The sequence below is a fragment of the Geomesophilobacter sediminis genome, from assembly GCF_016458275.1.
GTDB classification, from domain to species: Bacteria; Desulfobacterota; Desulfuromonadia; order Geobacterales; family Geobacteraceae; genus Geomesophilobacter; species Geomesophilobacter sediminis.
The window spans coordinates 20,601-34,430 of record NZ_JAEMHM010000007.1 but is presented as its reverse complement, the minus strand read 5'-3'; the positions used below and the strand labels follow the sequence as shown (position 1 = coordinate 34,430).

Below are 13,830 nucleotides of genomic sequence, written 5' to 3'. Positions count from 1 at the left end.
TGGACATGTCCATTTTGTTACAACAGGAGCTTTTGCCCTGTATTTTTAGCTGGTTAGCAGATAGCAATTCTTCAGGTGTAACAATTTGGACAGTCGCCGCCAATCTCAACGGCTGCATCCAAAACTCAAACAGTTGAATTTTAGATCTTATTGCCGCCCGCTCGTTTGGCATGTTAATTGGGTAAGGCGAAGCATTGTCCAATTGTGTGCTGATCCACCGATTTCCGGGCAAGGATGGAAGCCCTGGCGGCAAACAAGATCCCCAATGTAGTTTTCAATGCAATATTTATCCTTTTAGCTGGAGGTACCAAATGAAGAAGAGTTTTTTTTACTGGCTCCCGGTCTTTTTTGCGCTGTTCCTGGTCGGCGGATGTGGCCAGAGTGGTTCCCTTGAAAAGGGGACCACGACCCCGGGGGCTATAAGTTTCAATTTGAACTTCACGGACCTGGTAAAGAACAACGCGAAAAGGGTCTATTCCACCTACAGTAGTAACGGTACCCCTCAGGCCATCACCGCCGTCTCGGTGACCCTTTCGCGTAGCGGCCACAGCGACATCACTCAAGACCTCTCGGTTTCCAATAACATAGCAACCGGTACCGTTACCGGGCTTGATTCCGGCTACTGGCACATCGTGGCCAATGTCTACCACAACAACGCTTCCATCTACACCGGCGCGGTCGATGTTGACGTCATCGCAGGAGCGCAGGTCACCGCTCAGATCCTGTTCGACCCGGCCGACACCTCCACCTCCCCCCCGTCAACCGGAAGCGTGGCATTGACGGTCGGATACAACAAGTACCCCGGCTACTCCAAACTGAACCAGACCGTCAGCACCATCCTTCAGGATTCGGTCAACCAGAAAATTTACATCTACGACAGCAGCCTCGGAGTCATTGCCGTCTACGACGCCGGAACCATGGTACGGGAAAAAGACCTCCAGGTGTCCGGGACACCGCAGGCTATGGCCGTGGCCACAGAAGGAGGCTCGATTTTTTTGGGCTATTCCACCGGCAAGATTTACCGTCTGAACGTCAGTGACGAGAGCTTAGTCCAGGTGGCGGACTCGTTGATGTCGGTTAACGCAGTGGTGCCGATATCGTCCAAATACCTGCTTGCAATAAACGCCACCACCTGGGGACCGTCCAACACCTACAAGTCAATCGATGTTACCTCCGGGCAGGCAGTGTCGACCAAAAGTGATTGGTATCCCCTATATAGCTTCGCGTTCAACCAGCAAAACGGCATGACCTACGGTCTGGATACCGGGCTGTCTCCGGCGGATATCCACCGCATAGCGGTAAACAACTCGACCGGAAGTATTGACACTATCTCCGACTCGCGCTATCACGGCGATTACAATTTCGGGGGCCCAATATCGGTAATAAACCACGGCAGCCGCATCGCCACGGCTTCGGGAAACATGTTCGTTTCCTCGGCACTCTCCAGTGACGACATCACCTATGCCGGTAATTTGGGACATCCGTACCTGGATCTCGCATCGGATGATACGCTGGACAACCTCTACATGTTGAACCGGGACAACATCACGAAACTGTTGGTACTGAGCCAGAGCACGTTCTTTCAGACCCTGGCGGTGGATCTTGTCGCCCAACCACAACGGGTCTTCAATACCCCCAACGGTATCGTGGTCTTCGTTAAAGACGACAGCACCTACTACGTGAAGGTGTTCAGCAAGCATGCCTTGGGCCTCTCCTAGATTGGGGTGAAAAAAGGGGGACGCCCATGCAATTATGCGTTTTTCCCAGGTAGCAACGCATAATTGCATGGGCGTCCCCTTCCCTCCGTCCCCTTCCCTCCCCCAAAAAATCAACATCTATAGCGAATCGCTTTTCAATCCGGATGAGACGGTCAGAAACTGGCGGAAGATAATTGAAGCCCTTGCTTTAACCGCGTTAGAAACATACGGCTCTAGATATTAAGAGGTTTGATATGAACATATCCGATTATGTTGGAATTGTTGGGACCTTGTTTGGAGCGGTAAGTACGTTTATAGCCATATGGGAAGCGAAGAAGAACCGGACCCTAAAGCAATATCTGAAAATAGAAGCGATGGGTGATTATCACCGTGCATCTATCACTCTCGGCTGTGCTCAACTATGCTTGGAGGCATTACAACGAGGAGAAATTATGGTTGGAGTACAGGAAGCTGGCAAAGCTCAAGGTGCAGCACAAACAATTTTTTCAAAGTCAATAGAGAATATTCAGCATCATTGGCATTACACTTTTCAGGACATTGATGACTGGATAAAAAAAGATAAGGTATTCGAACATCATCGAGTCGATTTTAACAAATACGCTGAGAGCTAAAGGTGCCTTGGTTCAACGTGACTTGGACTTTCTCGCCGTTTTGGGGGAACGTCGTGGGAGGGGAAAGTCCCTCCTGAAGCTCTTTAATGGATCGTGGCCTATTGTCTTTCAGCGTACATGTCGGAGTAGCAACGCCAAAGCACCAAAAAGCTTACTAAGCCCCCCTGAGTGATGTATATTGGCACCGTCTCAACCATCCCACGAACACCAGTTCACTCACGGCGGTACAGAATGCCCCAATACCTCTATCGTTATCGGCCCTTCAACCAGAACGCCCTCCTAGAGCTCATCCACGGAGAACTCTACTTTTCCTCCCCAGCCAGTTTTAATGACCCCTTCGACGGCAACAACATGTTCAGCTTCGACGGTGCCACTGATGACCACTGGCGGACCTTTCTTGAAAAATTTTCCATACGAAGTTATCCCGACCTCTCCCCGGAAGATCGCAAGGAACGTATCGACACAATTATTCGGTCAGGTGCCCATCGTGAGAAAGAATTTCATGCCCTCCAGCAGGAGAGTTGGGGACGTATCTTGACGAAGCTGAATGAGGGCTATGGAGTTGCCTGCTTGTCCTCGAACCCCGATGACATTCTGATGTGGTCTCATTACGGTGGTTGCCACAAGGGTTTCTGCCTTATCTTTGATAGGGCTCCTCTACAGCAGGTTTTTCTGTGCCAGGAGGTGACATACAGTGTTACCTATCCCGTATTCGGCGAATTTGTAGGCCAGGATTTCAACGGGATAGCAAAAAGCTTCCTCTTTACCAAGTCCGATCACTGGGCGTACGAGAGCGAGTATAGGTTGCTGGTTGACCCTAGGACACGGGCGGACAAACCAGGAGACCGTCTATATCCGATTCCAGAAGGCGCCCTCCTTGGTGTTATTTTTGGTTGTCGTATGCCGCAAAAAGATAGGTTGACTATACGTGAGGTCGTTTCGAGGAAATGGCCAAAGATTTTGATTTTCGAAGCAAAAAAGTCGCTGAATTCCTATAGCGTTGAAATTGAACCGATAGGAAAAAAGGAACAAGGAGATGGGGTTTGAAGATTTTTATCAGCCATATAACTGAAGAAAAAGCTTTGGCTATGACGCTAAAGGATTGGATTGAATCGACTTTTACCGGGAATTGCGAGGTATTCGTAAGTAGTGACTCGAAGAGCATCCAGCTTGGCGACAGGTGGCTGGACAAAATCACAGAGTCCCTTGTTGGCGCACAGTTGCTGTTTATACTGTGCAGCCCCAGTTCCGTTGCCAGGCCATGGATCAATTTCGAAGCCGGTTGCGGTTGGGTAAAGGGTATTCCCGTCATACCCATATGCCACTCCACTCTCCTGGTCCAGAATCTTCCGGTACCCCTTTCAGCCTTACAGGCCATCGGCTTGGAAGACGCAAAATTTTGCGAACGACTTGTCGAAAGGATCGCTGGAATGTTGGCACTTCCGAGGACACCGAGAGTGCACCCTGACATGATAGATGACCTTCTGAGAGCACTTGGGGAGATTGAGACGAAGACAGAACGTCATTCCGCGCCTCAGCCTTCTATTGGCCTCCTTGATGAAAACGACATCAAGAATTCTTTGACTTCGTGGTTCAACGAATTGAAACATGAAGAACGACTAAAAGCCGTCACCTTTGCCGCAGTCGACGCTCAACTCAACATCCCCACCGGGTCAACTAAAACCTACCTGAAAGATATCGTGACTTCACGGTGGTCTTACAAAGTCGTGAACGAGGGGGCTAATACGATATTGTTCCAGGATGGAGAACCATTTATCCTCTCCGCTCCCAGAAGAAGCAAATGGGATTCTTTCATATAGCAAGATGAGAGCGTCACAGCTGTGAGTCCAACGCCTATGGGAAACAAACGCTGGAATGAGAAGAAAAATCAGCACTACGTGCCGCAGGGCTATTTGAGGAAATTCACCATCCCCAACCAAAAGTCGCTGGTCTGGTCGTGTGACAAACCCGCTGCTCAATTTTCAAAGACCACGTCGTCTGTCAATCGTATCTGTGCCAGAGACTACTACTATTACCAGATCGAGGAAAACGGCGACGTCGACCACGTCAGGTTCGAAGACTCCCTTTCCGAGGTAGAACGTGTCGGTATGGCTGCTCTCAATAAAATCATTGGCGCCTCCGCTATGCCGTACGCTGATCCCGGAGGAGAGCAGCAGGGACATCTCGCGTTTTTTCTTGCCTTACTGCTTACGAGAGGTCCTTCTTTTCGGGATGCGGTAAATGATCTCCACGGGTGGTGGGTGCAGCATTCTCTACAGCAGCTTTATCATAGCGGAGAGTTGCCAACTGCACCGCCCCCTTTGCATAAACTGATCGAAGACCAAGGAATAAACAACGTAATAAAGACCCACATTTACTCGTACGCGAGCCTGGAACCACTGGTAAAGATGGCCGAGGACATCGCCCTCACCATGCTGAAAAAGGGATGGTTGTTGTACCGACCGCCCGAAGGGCATTATTTCGTTACCTCAGATACCCCTGTCGTATTCAGCTTGGCAGCAGGGTCTCCGTATTCCGATGTTGGACCGGCACATCCTTCAACGGAGTTTACTATCCCGCTTTCGAAAGGTCTCATGCTGATAATTTCGCCTGCCATCAGGGCTGAGGAATCCTTCATGATAAAGACAGCTACCGTGGAAGAGTGGTACCTGATGAATACAAGGGTCATTGCGGCGGCCAACGATTCTATTTTTTCCTCGGAAAGAGCTGAGTGGATCGTCGACCTCGCTAAGCGCTTCGGCAACGTAAAGCAGACTCTGGTCATTGAAGCTGGTGCAGCAAGGTCTTTCCAAGTCATTGACCACCCCTTCCGGTCAAAGGTATAGCGAAGAATCTGGAGGGCATCGGGACCGGGTCTTGACATTTGATAGCAGTCAATTGTCAAGACCCGGTCCCGGAAAGTTGTCGCTCAACTCTAGTTCGGACTGACCATGAAAAAGTTCCTCAAATGGATGCTTTATATCGATGCTGCTGTGGTGGTCCTATCGGCTTTTATCGCTGTTGGAGGGTCGGAGAGGTTCGGCACCGTTCTTGTCTGGGGTGGTTTCCTCACCATCATCATTGGCGGGATGGCCGCGATGGGAGCCGGTAACGTCGGCCCCGGAGAATATGATCTAAGGCTTGATCAGAAGTTTCCTCAGCTTAACTTTGCGCGAACACCGGAGAAATGGCAGGAAATGAATAAAAGCTACGACATCTGCCTTCTTTTGGGAGCAGCGGGCGGCTCCTGCATTCTTCTGGGGCTTGCACTTAACCTTCTGTTTTACGGCGAGTTATAAATAAGATTCGTCGCAGAGGGCATCGGGAAAGTTTTATACTCCGCCGATTCCGGCTCAAAACTCCCTCCTCATCCTTTTTGCGGTGCCTAAACCGAATGCCATTGGCAAAGTGACATTGCCTGTAGCACGTGCTAACCTATGGCACTCTTTGATGTAGGGCTCTAAGAGCGTGCATTGCGGATAGAGGAGCAATGATGAAAATCATCGGATTTACCGGAAGTCCGCGGCGGGAAGGCAATACCGCGTGGACAATAGACAAAATACTCGAAGGTGCGAAGGAAAAGGGCGCGCAAACTCAATCCTGGTATTTCAGCGATCTGGATATCAGACCGTGCGGCGGGTGTTTGGGCTGTCACAGGGGGGACCATGATCGGGGCAAAACAGGGGGACGCCCATGCAATTATGCGTTTTTCCCAGCTAGCAACGCATAATTACATGGATGTCCCCCTTCCCTTCCCACTCAGGACCGTCGCCCCCGCACTAGATAGCCGTGCCGTATGTTGCCGGCGTAGCTCAGCAGAAACACCAGCAGCGGAACCACCGCCCGCAGCCACTGCTCCCCGGTCAAGGTGCCGGAGAAACCGAAACCCAGGGAGAGGTTGCCGGAAACGTAGGCGCCAGGTCGCAAAGGGGGGGCGATGCTCAGGCTGGCCACGGCCAAGGCTCCTCCGATCGAGAGCATCGTCGCGGCAACCGCGCCCCACTTCATGCTCCGGACTCGTCGCGAGCACAGTGTTACGAAAACAAGCGACATCGGTATCGAAAAAATCGCGGTGTACGCCTGAAAAAACCTCTGATCGAAATCCTGGATCTGCAGATAGGAATAGGTGATCCCATGCAGTTGCAGGTAGTCGAGCACCAAGTTCCCAAGCTTGCCCACCCCGATGGTACCAATCGGAATCAGGGCAAAGGAGAGCGCGGGCAACAGCACGAACGTGAGCAGCGGGAACCTCCCGAAGACGGAGGCCTCGGCGAAGCTGCGGCAGAAGGTGTCGACAAGCTCTCCCGCATTCCCCAGCCGCACCCTCGCCTTACGGCGCGCCTCCTCGGGCGAGGCACCGGAAAGGAGCAACTCTTCCTCGATGTCCTCGGCGTGGGCGGCCAACTCCCGGGTCAGGCGCCGCGCCTGCGCTACCGGGACTCCCCTGCGGATCAGGGTTCGGGTCATTTGCTGCAGTTCGTCCGCCGTCATGACACTGGCTCCCAGTTCAGGGCCTGGACCACCCCCTGTCGCACGCGATCCCATTCCCGTTCCATTTCCGCCAGCCGCTGCTCCCCCTTGCCGGTGAGCAGGTAATAGAGCCGGGTGCGGCCGTTGATCGCCTGCTCGCGGCTGCTGATGCAACCTTCCTCCTCCAAGACGTGCAGCAAAGGATAGATGCACCCCTCGGCGAAGACGAGCGCCTCCCCGGAAGCCTGCTGGATCGAACGCACCAGTTCATAACCGTACATCTCCCGCCGCGAAAGGAGCTTGAGGATCAGCAGATTCGGTACCCCGTTCAGGAAAGACGCCCCTCTTTTCTTATCAGATTTTGCCATTTGCCACCTTTACCGTCTCCTGTTTCAAAATTGATTCGTGCCGTCCCACCCCGACAATCCCCAGCCACACCTCCCAAAGCGGGTTCTCCGCCGGCACCGGTTTGGACAGATCGCTCAGGTAGGCAACATCAGGAGAATTCAGGTTCTTCCGCTTGTCGTTGTTGTGGAAGCTCAACAGCGAAAAGAGGGAAAAATTGGTACTCGCCTTGAGGTCGATCTCGGGGGAGAACCGGAGCCCTATGCTGAGGGTGCCGATTTTCCGGTAGGTCTCCCGACCAACCACCACCTCCCGCTGCAGTTCGCTCCCCTTCCGGTATATCGACAGCTGCACCGTGGTGCCAGGGGCCACCCGGTCGATTTTTTCCCGAAGGTCCGCCGCATCGGTAACCGAAACCCCGTCGACGCGGGTGATGAGGTCACCCGGCACGATTCCGGCTGCGCCGAGCGGGGTCTCTCCGTCGAGCCGCACCACCAGCACCGCGCCGCTTTGCGCCTGACGCACCGACTCGGGCAATACCGGGATAGTGGTATCTCCTTGGAACGGGTCCGGCTTGAGCCACCCCGACCGGGCATTTTCCAGCTCGCCCCCCATCCAACCCCGTTGCAGCTGGGAATGGCCGGCACAGCCGGCCAAGAACCCCGCCATGATAACAATCGCCGCGTACCTTAGCATCGTTGTCATGCCCCCTCCATACCTAAAGTTGATAGGCATATTTATACCTAAAGCTTTTAGGCATGTCAACCACTCTTACGCGACGCAGAGCTGGTTGAAGCTGCAGACCCACTAGGAGTTGGAAAAGGCCGAATCGCGACATCTAACCTATCGTGATCGGTACTTACCTGCATACCCAATTGCTCTTTCAAGGTTCATCGGGACCGGGAAGTTTATTTTTGCAGGGGCAAACCGAATGCCATAAACAAGGTGACTTGACCAAGTGACATTGCCGGTAGCACGTGGTAACCTACGGCACTCTTTGATGTAGGGCTCCCATCAGCTTGCGTTGCGTATAGAGGAGAAATGATGAAAATCATCGGATTTACCGGAAGTCCGCGACGAGAAGGCAATACCGCGTGGACAATAGACAAAATACTCGAAGGTGCGAAGGAAAAGGGCGCGCAAACTCAATCCTGGTATTTCAGCGATCTGGATATCAGACCGTGCGGCGGGTGTTTGGGCTGTCACAGGGGGGATCATGATCGGGGTTGCGTCATCAACGACGACATGCAGAAGCTTTATGGCGCGCTAAAGGAGGCTGACGTCCTTATTCTTGGCTCGCCGATTTACATGGGGCAGATGAGCGCCCAGGCGAAGATGTTCACCGATCGGCTGTTCGCCCAAATCTCCCCGCGCTTCTCTCCGCACTTCAAAGAAAGCGCCGTGAAAAAGAAGCTGATTCTCGTCTTCACCCAGGGCAATCCTGATTCCGCCATGTTCCAGGTGTATATCGATTACACGAAACGCATGTTTGAGCTGCTGGAGTTCGACGTACAAGGGGTGCATGTGGTGGCCGGAATGCGAAACGAACCGGCCCGCGAAAGAAAGGATCTGCACGCCGCTATGAAGGAGATCGGTTCATCCCTGGTTGGTACCTGATCGCCCCCCACCGTTTCAAGCACGTCCTCATCACGTCTGGACCGTGCGAAACGGACGCCCCCTACACCGCTCAAGGAGCATGCATCTTTAAGTTCAGTCCGCAGATGAACGCAGATAAACGCCGATGAAAGCGGTAATACCCTCGCGATCTGCATCCACTCCTCGAATACCCTGTCGACGGCCTCCCCTTGTTCCTATAAACATTTTTGTATATAATCTTTAGATGAACAGCAAGGAATTCAAGAAATGGCTGGAAAAGCAAGGCTGCACCTTCGAGCCCGGCAAGGGTAGCCACCTCAAGGTGTATCTTGGCGACCGTTTCTCGATCCTCCCCATGCACAACTCCGACCTGAAAAAGGGTCTGGTTGAGGCAATCAAGAAACAGCTCGGCCTGAAATAAGGAGCCATGATGATACTAGCCTACCCTATCCACCTTGAACCCGCTGAAGAGGGTGGCTTTGTGGTCACCTTCCCCGACATCCCGGAAGCCATCACCCAGGGTGAAGATCGGGACGATGCCCTGGCATGGGCACAGGAGGCCCTGGAGTCGGCACTGGAGGTCTATCAGGAAAAGCGGCTTCCGGTTCCCAATCCGTCTCCCCCAGAAGGTAGACCGGTCGTCGTTCTTCCGGTCGTCGCAACTGCCAAGCTCATCCTGCACAACACCCTCTTAGAGAGCGGAAAAAAGAAAGCCGATCTGGCTCGCCTGTTGAACATAGCCCCGACGTTGGTGGACCGGCTCCTATCTTTCCGCCATAAGAGCAGGATTGAACAGATCGAGGCGGCACTGGCGGTCCTCGGTAAAAAGCTGGTACTCGATGTGATTAAGGGGGCAGAAAAACCGATTACCACTGAGGGTGATTGACCGTGAACAAGCCTGAACTCCCCCCGGTGCGATTACCTCCCTCTCCTTCAAGGAGAGGGTCGGGGTGAGGATGAGGTTAAGTTGCCGATTTTTTGGGCAAGACAGGGGGACACCCATGTAATTAAGCGTCCCCCTTCTGTCCCACTCACCCTACTGTCATGGTTGCGGATCTCTGAATATCACGAAGTGGATAAAGACGTCCGGACAGTTGCTGACCGGACTCCAAAATCTGACTCTACCGTCGGGCGCATTCATGCGCTGCCCCTGGTTCGAGACGAGCGCTTCGTTGGCACCGCACTCCTTGTGAAGTTCGGGATTGCCGAATGAATAACAGTGGACGCCTACCTCCATTCCCCTGCTTGCCGCAATTTCGTTGACGGCCAAAACCCTGCGGTCCTTGTGAATCAAACGTACCGGTTCCGGGAAACGTCCCCACATCATGTGGAATGCGTCGATTACGGTGCTATCTACCATCTCTTGTCTCCTCCATCTGGCACTCAGCTCTCCTGCCTGGGTTCATTTGCTGTTGCATGAAAAAAAACTTCCTTTGATACCTTGGCCTTGCAATTCCCGTTTTTTGAAGGCAGAGTAAGCCCGCAACGAACTTATGGCAAGTAAGCACTATAAAGTCATATACTTACCGCGAGGTAACCAATGGGTGATTGCAAGGAGTTGTGGTGATGGCATGTCCAATTGAGGTAACCGTCAATCTGCTGGGTGACAAGTGGAAGGTTCTGATCGTGAGAAATCTGCTGCTGGGAGGGACACAACGGTTCGGCGAACTCAACAGGGGAATCGACGGGGTGACCCAGAAGGTTTTGACGCAGCAGTTGCGCCAGTTGGAATCTGACGGCCTGGTCGCCAGAAAGATCTATCCGGAGGTCCCCCCCCGCGTCGAATACTCTCTCACGGAACTCGGCCACACCCTTAAACCTATCTTCGAGGCGATGCATAGTTGGGGCACCAGCTATCTGGAGCTGCGCGGCGCCTGAGCGGCCGGACCTTAGATGAACAGCAAGGAATTCAAATCATCTTACGAACAATCCGCAGATGAACGCAGATAAACGCCGATGAAAGCGGCCACAACCTTGCTATCTGCATTTATCGGCGTTCATCTGCGGACTGTTTTTTTTATGCAACTACTATTCTGACCGGTGACTTACATGCATACCTACATCGCTCTTTTCCGGGGGATCAACGTCGGCGGGAAAAACATGCTGCCGATGAAGGAACTGGTCCACGTGCTGGAACGGTTCGGTTGTGAACAGGTAAAAAACTACATTCAAAGCGGCAACGTGGTGTTTCAGAGCAGGGAAAACCTCTCCCACAGCTTCGCGGATGTAATCGGCTCCGATATCGCGGAAACCCATGGATTCAAACCGAAGGTGTTCCTGCTCGGCCTTGACGAGTTGCAGGCTGCGCTCGCCAATAATCCCTTTAGCACCGAGGATGGAAAGGCGTTGCATTTCTTCTTCCTGGATGCTGTTCCGAGCCATCCCGATTGGGAAACCTTGGCGGCGGTCCAATCGAAGTCGGAGCAATTCAAGGTCATCGGGAAGGTATGCTACCTCTATGCTCCCGATGGGATCGGCCGATCCAAATTGGCGTCCAAAATAGAGGGATGCCTGGGCGTTCCGGTAACCGCCCGGAACTGGAACACTATGCAAGAGCTGATTTCCATGGCAACAGAACTAAACCAACATAGCCGCATATGAACGCAGGTAAACGCCGATGAAGGCGACCATAGCTTCACAATCGGCGTTAATCGGCGTGCATCTGCGGACTGTTCCAGATTTTTTCCAGCCCCGTCGTATACCTCGTTTTTTCCCTTGCCCCCCCACCTGCCGTACTATAACCTGCCTGGATCTTTTGCTTGTCTCCGGAGGAGTCCGCGCGTGTCCGCTTTGCTCACCTTGCTTTTTGCTGTGACCTGTGGTGGGGTCGTTGCCAACATCTATTACAGCCAGCCGCTGCTGGCCGAAATCGCCGCCGCATTCCATCTGCCGACCGCCCAGGCGGGGCTTTTGGTAACCATCACCCAGATCGGCTACGCCTCGGGGCTGGCCCTGCTGGTCCCCCTGGGGGATGCGCTCAGCCGGCGCCGTCTGACCATCGGACTTTGCCTCCTGACCTCGGCCGCCCTGCTCGCCGCCGCGTTCAGCCCTTCCTACTACCTTCTCTGTGTCGCCATGGTCTGCGTCGGACTTTCTTCCTGCGCGGTCCAGGTACTGGTTCCCTTCGCGGCATCCCTGGCGCCCGATGCCATTCGCGGCAAGGTCGTCGGCACCGTGATGAGCGGGCTTTTGCTCGGCATCTTGCTGGCGCGCACCGTCTCGGGCCTGATCGCCGGAACCTTCGGGTGGCGCGCGGTCTACCTCTTCGCCTTTGGCGCCATGACGGTGCTGATCGCCCTGCTGGTAAAGTTCCTGCCGGCGGACCCCAGCCGGCCCCGTACCCCTTACCTTAAGTTATTGAGCTCGGCCGGCAGGATGGCGCTGACCGATCCGGTGCTGCGGGAGCGCTCCTTCTACGGCGCGCTTGCCTTTGCCGCCTTCAGCCTCTTCTGGACCGGACTCACCTTCGTGCTCAGCGCCCCTCCCTATTCTTACAGCCAAAGCACCATCGGGCTTTTCGGCCTGGCCGGCGCGGCCGGCGCACTGGCCGCCTCCGGTGCCGGCCGTCTGGCCGACAGCGGCGGCACCCGCCTCGCCACCGGGCTCTTCGGATCGGCCATATTGGCATCCTACGGGCTCATCTGGCTTGGGGGGCACAGCCTCGCGGCGCTGATCGGCGGCGTGCTGGTACTGGACGTTGGGGTGCAGGGGCTGCACATCACCAACCAAAGCGTGGTCTACCGCGGCAATGCCGAGGCCCGCAGCAGAATCACCACCGTGTATCTCACCTCCTACTTCATCGGTGGCGCCGCAGGCTCCCTGCTCGCCAGCACCTGCTATGCCTGGGGAGGCTGGGGTGCGGTTTCCTGCTGCGGCGCCGCCATCGGCGCCATCATCCTGCTGCGCTGGCTCCCCTGCGCCCGGAAGCATCGAGCGCTCTCGGCGGAGAGCATATAGAGCGGCTGGGCCGCTAGATAGACGCAGGTCGAAGCCCCATCCTCACCCTGTCCGTCGCAAATCGCGCCCGGGCCTTGACAGGAGGGGGGGACGTTGGATTTGCTATCTGCGCTCATCGCCGTGCATCTGCGGCCAAAATAAAAAAGCCTCCCGCTTCTTGGAACGGGAGGCTTTTCACATGCCATGGGCGAAAGCAGGGTCAGTGTGCCATCAGGGTGCAGGGGACGGACCAGGGGCCGCAGGCGGTGCCGGAGATACAGCGCATCCGGACCCCGTAGGTCTTGCCGGGAGTAAGCCCGGCGATTTCGATCGCGAAGCAGGTCTGGTAGGTCCCGTTGTCGCTCCACCCCTCTTCCACCGAAGGGTCCCCCGTGGTCACCTGGACCTGGTAGCTGGCCGCGGCAGAGACCTTCCGGGCCCGAACCACGATCACCCCCGCTGCACCGTGGGTCAGCCGCACTACCGGTGCCGGCAGCACGGTCAGCGGCACGAGCTTCGCCCCCCTTCCCTTCACCTTCAGGTCGAAGCCGGTCGTCCTCAACCGGGAGGGATCGCCGTTGCAGGCAAGATCCACGTAGCGCCCCACCCTCCCATACTTGAGGTTGAGGTCCGCGCGGGCTTCCTTGCGGGCTCCGGCTTTCGAGAGGTCCATGCTCTTCACCGCCGCGTACAACTCCTCCAGCCGCTGGGCACCCTCCTCGAGGTGAGCCAGGGTTGGAATGAAGTCCGGCGGATCCTTGAAGACCTCGTGGTTGACGAGACAGGTGGCAACCAGCCGGACTTTTGCAATGAAGACAGGATCGCTCAAGTTACTGGTATCGACTACGATATCTGTGGTCATGGCCCCTCCGACTCAACGGGTTAATTAGCGTCTTCCAACCTAATCTAGCCCAAGGTTTGGCTATGTCAAGAAGCGGAAGTAGTGGCAAGCCGAAAAACATCTCCGGCCGCGGGGGGACCAGGTGACCCCTCCCCGGGAACCAGGTGGGACCTCGCCTGCTTCCTGGTAGCCCCTCGACATCACTACCGATTTCGCCCCCCGGCGAAAAAGGGAAGCTGTCGCCCCCCCGGAGGAAACCCAAAGAGCCCCCTCCCCGTGCCTGGCGACACCGCGTGGCATCACCTTCCTCAGT

At 55.0% G+C, this 13,830-nt stretch carries 18 protein-coding genes; 13 read left to right on the top strand and 5 right to left on the bottom strand.

The genetic code is table 11. The features are described from left to right. Positions 1–311 precede the first annotated feature (311 nt). The 7 genes from JFN93_RS09535 (at position 312) to JFN93_RS26075 (ending at position 6,059) form a co-directional block, all read left to right on the top strand. Positions 312–1,718 carry a hypothetical protein gene (locus JFN93_RS09535; RefSeq protein ID WP_199383843.1) on the top strand — a complete coding sequence of 469 codons (1,407 nt, stop codon included), beginning with the start codon at positions 312–314 and terminating at the stop codon, positions 1,716–1,718. A gap of 233 nt (positions 1,719–1,951) precedes the next feature. Next, positions 1,952–2,329, top strand: coding sequence for a hypothetical protein (locus JFN93_RS09530; protein WP_199383842.1), 378 nt, complete (start codon positions 1,952–1,954; stop codon positions 2,327–2,329). 231 nt (positions 2,330–2,560) lie between these two features. Further along, positions 2,561–3,376: a DUF2971 domain-containing protein gene (locus JFN93_RS09525; RefSeq protein ID WP_199383841.1), complete on the top strand. Its 816-nt coding sequence runs from the start codon at positions 2,561–2,563 to the stop codon at positions 3,374–3,376. Further along, positions 3,373–4,149: a toll/interleukin-1 receptor domain-containing protein gene (locus tag JFN93_RS09520; RefSeq protein ID WP_199383840.1), complete on the top strand. Its 777-nt coding sequence runs from the start codon at positions 3,373–3,375 to the stop codon at positions 4,147–4,149. The genes JFN93_RS09525 and JFN93_RS09520 overlap by 4 nt, the downstream gene beginning before the upstream one ends. Before the next feature lie 36 nt (positions 4,150–4,185). After that, positions 4,186–5,175 carry a DUF4238 domain-containing protein gene (locus JFN93_RS09515; RefSeq protein WP_199383839.1) on the top strand — a complete coding sequence of 330 codons (990 nt, stop codon included), beginning with the start codon at positions 4,186–4,188 and terminating at the stop codon, positions 5,173–5,175. Between the two features lie 105 nt (positions 5,176–5,280). Continuing rightward, positions 5,281–5,628: a hypothetical protein gene (locus tag JFN93_RS09510; protein WP_199383838.1), complete on the top strand. Its 348-nt coding sequence runs from the start codon at positions 5,281–5,283 to the stop codon at positions 5,626–5,628. A 191-nt stretch (positions 5,629–5,819) separates the two neighbouring features. Next, positions 5,820–6,059: an NAD(P)H-dependent oxidoreductase gene (locus JFN93_RS26075; RefSeq protein WP_199383837.1), complete on the top strand. Its 240-nt coding sequence runs from the start codon at positions 5,820–5,822 to the stop codon at positions 6,057–6,059. Positions 6,060–6,088: 29 nt separating this feature from the next. On the opposite strand, the gene JFN93_RS09500 is transcribed toward JFN93_RS26075, so the two are convergent. The 3 genes from JFN93_RS09500 to JFN93_RS09490 are packed head-to-tail and all read right to left on the bottom strand — an operon-like array spanning position 6,089 to position 7,849. After that, entirely contained in the window at positions 6,089–6,820 is a 732-nt protein-coding gene (locus JFN93_RS09500; protein ID WP_199383836.1) for a permease prefix domain 1-containing protein, read from the bottom strand. After that, positions 6,817–7,167, bottom strand: a complete 351-nt coding sequence (locus JFN93_RS09495) for a PadR family transcriptional regulator (protein ID WP_199383835.1) — start codon at positions 7,165–7,167, stop codon at positions 6,817–6,819. The genes JFN93_RS09500 and JFN93_RS09495 overlap by 4 nt, the downstream gene beginning before the upstream one ends. Further along, positions 7,154–7,849 carry a PDZ domain-containing protein gene (locus JFN93_RS09490; protein WP_199383834.1) on the bottom strand — a complete coding sequence of 232 codons (696 nt, stop codon included), beginning with the start codon at positions 7,847–7,849 and terminating at the stop codon, positions 7,154–7,156. Before JFN93_RS09490 ends, JFN93_RS09495 begins: the two co-directional genes overlap by 14 nt. Before the next feature lie 336 nt (positions 7,850–8,185). Here JFN93_RS09490 and JFN93_RS09485 point away from each other — a divergent pair, with 336 nt between their 5' ends. The 3 genes from JFN93_RS09485 to JFN93_RS09475 all read left to right on the top strand — a co-directional run bounded on the left by JFN93_RS09485 (position 8,186) and on the right by JFN93_RS09475 (position 9,626). Further along, entirely contained in the window at positions 8,186–8,761 is a 576-nt protein-coding gene (locus JFN93_RS09485; protein WP_199383833.1) for a flavodoxin family protein, read from the top strand. Between the two features lie 223 nt (positions 8,762–8,984). Next, positions 8,985–9,161, top strand: a complete 177-nt coding sequence (locus JFN93_RS09480) for a type II toxin-antitoxin system HicA family toxin (protein WP_199383832.1) — start codon at positions 8,985–8,987, stop codon at positions 9,159–9,161. A gap of 6 nt (positions 9,162–9,167) precedes the next feature. Continuing rightward, positions 9,168–9,626 carry a type II toxin-antitoxin system HicB family antitoxin gene (locus JFN93_RS09475; protein WP_199383831.1) on the top strand — a complete coding sequence of 153 codons (459 nt, stop codon included), beginning with the start codon at positions 9,168–9,170 and terminating at the stop codon, positions 9,624–9,626. Between the two features lie 156 nt (positions 9,627–9,782). On the opposite strand, the gene JFN93_RS09470 is transcribed toward JFN93_RS09475, so the two are convergent. Continuing rightward, positions 9,783–10,100, bottom strand: a complete 318-nt coding sequence (locus tag JFN93_RS09470; RefSeq protein WP_199383830.1) for a hypothetical protein — start codon at positions 10,098–10,100, stop codon at positions 9,783–9,785. 206 nt (positions 10,101–10,306) lie between these two features. On the opposite strand from JFN93_RS09470, the gene JFN93_RS09465 reads away from it, so the two are divergent. The 3 genes from JFN93_RS09465 to JFN93_RS09455 all read left to right on the top strand — a co-directional run bounded on the left by JFN93_RS09465 (position 10,307) and on the right by JFN93_RS09455 (position 12,697). After that, positions 10,307–10,618: a winged helix-turn-helix transcriptional regulator gene (locus tag JFN93_RS09465; RefSeq protein WP_199383829.1), complete on the top strand. Its 312-nt coding sequence runs from the start codon at positions 10,307–10,309 to the stop codon at positions 10,616–10,618. A gap of 171 nt (positions 10,619–10,789) precedes the next feature. Continuing rightward, positions 10,790–11,341 carry a DUF1697 domain-containing protein gene (locus JFN93_RS09460; protein WP_199383828.1) on the top strand — a complete coding sequence of 184 codons (552 nt, stop codon included), beginning with the start codon at positions 10,790–10,792 and terminating at the stop codon, positions 11,339–11,341. Between the two features lie 180 nt (positions 11,342–11,521). Further along, on the top strand, positions 11,522–12,697 hold the full coding sequence (locus tag JFN93_RS09455) for an MFS transporter (protein WP_199383827.1): 1,176 nt from the start codon (positions 11,522–11,524) through the stop codon (positions 12,695–12,697). A 199-nt stretch (positions 12,698–12,896) separates the two neighbouring features. Here the strand turns inward: JFN93_RS09455 and JFN93_RS09450 are convergent, their stop codons facing one another. After that, a complete protein-coding gene (locus JFN93_RS09450; protein ID WP_199383826.1) occupies positions 12,897–13,538 on the bottom strand; it encodes a hypothetical protein in 642 nt (213 codons plus the stop codon). Between the last annotated feature and the right edge of the window lie 292 nt (positions 13,539–13,830).

Bases quoted from the DNA above. Each gene is read 5' to 3' on its own strand.
- JFN93_RS09535 (WP_199383843.1), top strand. From the start codon at position 312: ATGAAGAAGAGTTTTTTTTACTGGCTCCCGGTCTTTTTTGCGCTGTTC.
- JFN93_RS09530 (WP_199383842.1), top strand. From the start codon at position 1,952: ATGAACATATCCGATTATGTTGGAATTGTTGGGACCTTGTTTGGAGCG.
- JFN93_RS09525 (WP_199383841.1), top strand. From the start codon at position 2,561: ATGCCCCAATACCTCTATCGTTATCGGCCCTTCAACCAGAACGCCCTC.
- JFN93_RS09515 (WP_199383839.1), top strand. From the start codon at position 4,186: ATGGGAAACAAACGCTGGAATGAGAAGAAAAATCAGCACTACGTGCCG.
- JFN93_RS09510 (WP_199383838.1), top strand. From the start codon at position 5,281: ATGAAAAAGTTCCTCAAATGGATGCTTTATATCGATGCTGCTGTGGTG.
- JFN93_RS26075 (WP_199383837.1), top strand. From the start codon at position 5,820: ATGATGAAAATCATCGGATTTACCGGAAGTCCGCGGCGGGAAGGCAAT.
- JFN93_RS09500 (WP_199383836.1), bottom strand. From the start codon at position 6,820: ATGACGGCGGACGAACTGCAGCAAATGACCCGAACCCTGATCCGCAGG.
- JFN93_RS09495 (WP_199383835.1), bottom strand. From the start codon at position 7,167: ATGGCAAAATCTGATAAGAAAAGAGGGGCGTCTTTCCTGAACGGGGTA.
- JFN93_RS09490 (WP_199383834.1), bottom strand. From the start codon at position 7,849: ATGACAACGATGCTAAGGTACGCGGCGATTGTTATCATGGCGGGGTTC.
- JFN93_RS09485 (WP_199383833.1), top strand. From the start codon at position 8,186: ATGATGAAAATCATCGGATTTACCGGAAGTCCGCGACGAGAAGGCAAT.
- JFN93_RS09480 (WP_199383832.1), top strand. From the start codon at position 8,985: ATGAACAGCAAGGAATTCAAGAAATGGCTGGAAAAGCAAGGCTGCACC.
- JFN93_RS09475 (WP_199383831.1), top strand. From the start codon at position 9,168: ATGATGATACTAGCCTACCCTATCCACCTTGAACCCGCTGAAGAGGGT.
- JFN93_RS09470 (WP_199383830.1), bottom strand. From the start codon at position 10,100: ATGGTAGATAGCACCGTAATCGACGCATTCCACATGATGTGGGGACGT.
- JFN93_RS09465 (WP_199383829.1), top strand. From the start codon at position 10,307: ATGGCATGTCCAATTGAGGTAACCGTCAATCTGCTGGGTGACAAGTGG.
- JFN93_RS09460 (WP_199383828.1), top strand. From the start codon at position 10,790: ATGCATACCTACATCGCTCTTTTCCGGGGGATCAACGTCGGCGGGAAA.
- JFN93_RS09450 (WP_199383826.1), bottom strand. From the start codon at position 13,538: ATGACCACAGATATCGTAGTCGATACCAGTAACTTGAGCGATCCTGTC.